At 72.7% G+C, this 3115-nt stretch carries 4 protein-coding genes; 1 reads left to right on the forward strand and 3 read right to left on the reverse strand.

From position 1 onward, the window contains the following. Window positions 1-572 (reverse strand): TIGR03619 family F420-dependent LLM class oxidoreductase (locus DZF91_RS26085; protein ID WP_117359836.1); only part of this gene is annotated, 572 nt, incomplete at its 3' end. Window positions 573-859: 287 nt separating this feature from the next. On the opposite strand from DZF91_RS26085, the gene trhA reads away from it, so the two are divergent. Beyond that, the gene (trhA, locus tag DZF91_RS26090) at window positions 860-1528 is read left to right on the forward strand and encodes a PAQR family membrane homeostasis protein TrhA (RefSeq protein WP_117359837.1); all 669 of its coding nucleotides are present in this window, start codon (window positions 860-862) and stop codon (window positions 1526-1528) included. A gap of 243 nt (window positions 1529-1771) precedes the next feature. On the opposite strand, the gene DZF91_RS26095 is transcribed toward trhA, so the two are convergent. Next, complete coding sequence (locus tag DZF91_RS26095) at window positions 1772-2068, reverse strand: hypothetical protein (RefSeq protein ID WP_117359838.1); 297 nt, start codon at window positions 2066-2068, stop codon at window positions 1772-1774. A 263-nt stretch (window positions 2069-2331) separates the two neighbouring features. Then, a complete protein-coding gene (locus DZF91_RS26100) occupies window positions 2332-2871 on the reverse strand; it encodes a DUF1707 and FHA domain-containing protein (protein ID WP_117359839.1) in 540 nt (179 codons plus the stop codon). Between the last annotated feature and the right edge of the window lie 244 nt (window positions 2872-3115).

Below are 3115 nucleotides of genomic sequence, written 5' to 3' on the forward strand. Positions count from 1 at the left end.
CCCGCGGCGAGCCGTCCCGCGCGGCGCAGCGCGGCGTCGGCGGTGCCGCCGAGCAGCACCGGCGGCCCGGGCCGCTGCAGCGGCTTGGGCTCCATGACGACGGGCGGGACGTCGTAGAACTCGCCGTGGAACTCGCTGACCTCGTCCGTCCAGAGGGTGCGCAGGACGGCGAGGAACTCCTCGGCCCGCGCGCCGCGCCGGGCCATCGGGGTTCCGACGGCGGCGAACTCGGCGGGCATCCAGCCGGAGCCGAGGCCGAGGTCGAGGCGTCCGCCGCTGACGTGGTCGAGGGTGGTGGCCTGCTTGGCCAGCAGCGGGGGAGCGACGAACGGCATGTTGACGACCGCGACGCCGAGCCGGATCCGCCGGGTCAGGCCGGCGAGGTAGGCGAGGGTCACCAGCGGGTCGGGGACGTCGCGGTACGTCCGGTCGGGGGAGTCGGCGGGGTTAAGCAGCCGCTGCAGCGTCCAGAGGGAGTGGTAGCCGAGTTCCTCGGCGCGCCGGGCGACCTCCGCTTGGTGGGCGGGGGTGGCCCAGGCACCCGAGACCGGTACGGCGAAGCCGATGCGCATGGCGTCCCTTCCTCCTCGTCCACGGGCGTTCCGCCCGCACCGGACCGAACCTTACAACGTCAAGGCTCGCGGCCGAAGATGCCGCCCCGGGAGCGGGCGTCATGACTCCGCCAAGGCTCACCGTGCTCTTCCCGCGGGATTCACCCCGATGTGCCACGATTCACTCTGGGAGGTCCCGCCTAGAAACCTACGGTGCCGTAGGTTAGAAACCTACGGTTCCGTAACCACAATCCCGGGCCCGCCGGAAACCCGTGCGGCGCGGCCCGGACGCCGATGGGAGGGGTGCGATGCGACGTGCGGCCGAGATCGCCGAAGCGGTCAAGCCGAAACTGCGCGGGTGGCTGCACGCGGGAACGTTCCCGCTGGCCCTGCTGGCCGGGATGGCGCTGGTGGCGCTCGGTCCCACGCTGCCGGCCCGGGTGTGCGCGGCGGTCTACACGCTGACCTCGACGCTGCTGTTCGGGGTGTCCGCCGCCTACCACCGGGGCCGGTGGTCCGCCCGCGTGCAGGACGTCCTACGACGCTTCGACCACGCCAACATCTACCTCATCATCGCCGGCACCTACACGCCGTTCGCGTATCTGATCCTGGACGGCGCGGTCCGCGTGCTGGTGCTGTCGGTGGTGTGGACGGGCGCGGTCGCGGGTGTGCTGTTCCGGGTGCTGTGGGTGCGTGCGCCGCGCTGGCTGTACACCGCGCTGTACATCGGCCTGGGCTGGGTCGCGGCGTTCTTCGTGCCCCAGTTCATCAAGGGCACCGGGGTGGGTGTCGCCGTGCTGGTGGCGCTGGGCGGTGTCCTGTACAGCGTGGGCGGCCTGGTCTACGGGCTGCGCCGGCCGGACCCGTCGCCCCGCTGGTTCGGGTTCCACGAGGTGTTCCACGCGCTCACCGTCGCCGCGTACGTCCTGCAGTACATCGCGGTGTCGTTCGTCATCTACCGCGCCGGCGCCGTCTGACCCGGGACGCTCTGACCCGGCACGCTCTGAGGCGGCGCCGTCTGACCCGGTGCGGTGTGGCCCGGCACGGGCCGGTGCGGCGCCGTCTGACCCGGCGCGAGGGCGCGCGGTGCCCGAGTCCGGACATGCGACAGGCCCAACGGACGAGCCGTTGGGCCTGGAGCGCCGCATCGGTCAGCCGACCGGCGTTCGTGTCGCCTGCCGTGGCCTGGTGTGGGCCATCAGGCCGGCGAGGGACTCGCGCTAGTCCCAGTCGCCGCCCCAGTAGCCGTCGCCGCCCCAGTGGCCGTGGTGGCCGTGGTGGCGGTGACGGGGGTAGAAGTAGTAGTCGTCGCCCCCGTAGTAGTTGACGTACTCGTCGCAGTCGTTGAACTGCGGCGAGAGGAGGCTGAGGCCGAGGAGGCCTTCGGCCTCCTTGTTCTCGCAGCCTCTGCTCGGGGCGCCGTGGCTGCTGAGAGGAGCCGCCTGGGCCGGGGCGGACAGCAGACCGCCGAACATGGCGGCAGCCGCACCGGCGGTCAGGATCGTGGCCTTGAGCATGACAGAAAGCTCCCGTTCTGCACTCGGTCCCCCCTTGGGACCGCTCTCCCGACAGATACCCCGGCAATCTCACAAAGTAACCGCAGCAACACTAATGGTAGTCACCATGGGTTGGTACAGCGATGGAAGGGAGCCGTGAGCTGCGGGGGCGCGGAGGTGACAACCTTCGAACCCGTCGCCACCGCCCGCGCTGGGCGGGCGCCGAAGGGGTGAGGGCGGGGCGCCCGACGCGGTCCGGGGCGGCCTGCCGTCCCAACGGACGGTCAGGAGGCGGCGACGATGAAGGTGAGGTTGCCGAAGCCGAGCTCGTCCCCGGGGCGGACGCGGGCGGGCCCGGTGAGCCGCCAGCCGTTGACGCGGGTGCCGTTCATCGAGCCGAGGTCGGACACCATCCAGGTGTCGCCGGCGCGGTACAGCTCGGCGTGGAAGCGGGAGACCGTCAGGTCGGTCAGCACGAACTGGCAGCCGGGCGCGCGGCCGATGACGATGCGGGTGAGGCCGGGGCCGGGCAGCAGGAAGCGCGGCAGCCGGGGGGCGCGCCAGGCGGCCTCGATCCGCGCGGTCATGTGGGAGACGGTGGAGACCAGGCCGGTGATGCGGCCGACGACGCGGCTGGTGGGCGGCAGGTCGCGCACGGCGTCGTCGAGTTCGGCGCGGCTGCGCGCCCGCAGGACCAGGTCGACGCGGCGCTCGAAGGTGTCCTGGGACATCCGTCCCTCGGCCATCCGCTCGCCGAGCGCGCGCAGGACGTGGTCGCGGTCCGTGTCGGACGCCCGCACCGGGTACGAGGGCTGACCGTCCATGGCTGTGAGTATCCAGGTCCTTCTGTCGGCTGTCCAGAAGCGGGCGGGGCGCCCCCGACGCGTCCGCGCGCACCCCGCGCCGCCTCCGGTGATCTTTGTGACGCCTCCGCACGGCACGGGGTTCGGACCGGACCCGATCTTTATTCGCGGGGGGCTGGGCGCGGCGGCGGCCACCCCCGCGAGCAGGCCGCCCGCAGCCGCTCCCGCGCCGCCTCGACCGTCTCGCGCGCCGCCGCACAGGCCG

This window comes from Actinomadura logoneensis (assembly GCF_003428695.1).
Lineage (GTDB): Bacteria > Actinomycetota > Actinomycetes > Streptosporangiales > Streptosporangiaceae > Spirillospora > Spirillospora logoneensis.

What these genes read in the sequence shown, in the direction of transcription:
- trhA (WP_117359837.1), top strand. Translation starts at nt 860, where the DNA reads ATGCGACGTGCGGCCGAGATCGCCGAAGCGGTCAAGCCGAAACTGCGC.
- DZF91_RS26095 (WP_117359838.1), bottom strand. Translation starts at nt 2,068, where the DNA reads ATGCTCAAGGCCACGATCCTGACCGCCGGTGCGGCTGCCGCCATGTTC.
- DZF91_RS26100 (WP_117359839.1), bottom strand. Translation starts at nt 2,871, where the DNA reads ATGGACGGTCAGCCCTCGTACCCGGTGCGGGCGTCCGACACGGACCGC.